Source organism: Herpetosiphonaceae bacterium, from assembly GCA_036374795.1.
GTDB lineage: Bacteria > Chloroflexota > Chloroflexia > Chloroflexales > Kallotenuaceae > LB3-1.
The window spans coordinates 1-1,111 of sequence record DASUTC010000329.1; the positions used below are offsets into that span (position 1 = coordinate 1).

General features: G+C 63.5%; 2 protein-coding genes. Both read left to right on the plus strand.

Annotated elements, in window-relative coordinates:
* Positions 1–680 (plus strand): ABC transporter permease (locus VFZ66_25370; GenBank protein HEX6292542.1); only part of this gene is annotated, 680 nt, incomplete at its 5' end.
* Positions 681–795: 115 nt separating this feature from the next.
* The coding region (locus VFZ66_25375; protein ID HEX6292543.1) for a hypothetical protein at positions 796–1,111 on the plus strand (316 nt) is incomplete at its 3' end.

The following is a 1,111-nucleotide window of genomic DNA, read 5'->3' on the forward strand; positions in this document are numbered from 1 at the left end:
TCACCACCCTGCTGTTCCTGGCGATCTTTACCGTCGCGCTGGGCGGCAGCGGGCGAACGATCATGGGCGTCCATTTCGCCGATTTCCTCGCGCCTGGCCTCATCGTCATGGCAATGATCCAGAACGCCTTCGCCAATGCCAGCTTCTCGCTGCTGGTCGGCAAGATCCAGGGCAATATCGTCGATTATCTGATGCCGCCGCTGTCGACCGGCGAGCTGATCGCCGGGCTGGTCGGCGCCGCCGTCACCCGCGCCTTCCTAGTCGGCGTGGCGGTGTGGCTCGCGATGCTGCTGTGGCCCGGCGTGTCGGTCGCGGTGCGCCGCCCCGAGCTGGTTTTGTGGTTCGCGCTGATGGGTTCGTTGCTGCTGTCGTTCCTCGGCGTGCTCACGTCGATCTGGGCGGAGAAGTTCGACCATGCCGCGGCGGTCACCAATTTCGTGGTCACGCCCTTATCGCTGCTGTCGGGCACCTTTTATTCGGTCCACCAGCTGTCGCCGACGTGGCAGGCGGTGAGCCATGCCAACCCCTTCTTCTATGTGATCTCGGGCTTCCGCGCGGGTTTCCTCGGCGTCAGCGATTCGCCGCTGTGGGTCGGCGCGATCGCGCTACTGGCGCTGAATATTTTGCTGTGGATCGCCTGTTATGCGCTGCTCAAAAGTGGCTGGAAGATCAAAGCCTAGTCGTTTCAACGAGTTAACGAGTTAATCTAGTTGAACGGCAAATAACGGGCGCGTTCAGACCTGCATCAAGCGAATCGGCGCACAACAGGTGCATCAACTGCTCATAAGGAGAGCCATGATGCGTAAGATTCTTTTCTCTGTTGTCGCCGCTGCCTCGGCTCTCGCTGTCGCGGCGCCGGCTTCGGCCCAGTGGGGCCCGGCTGCGCCCGTCCCCTACGGCAACGCCTACGGCTACAACAATTGGGGCCACGTGCGTTCGCTCCAGGCCCGGATCGACAATCTCCAGCGGCGCATTGCGCGGCTCGACAACCGCGACCGGATCAGCGAGCGTGAAGCCCGCCGCCTGCGCACGGACGCGCGTGAGCTCGAGCGCCGCTTGCGCTTTGCAGCACGCAACGGCCTTCACCCGGTCGAGGCGCGGCGGATCGAGA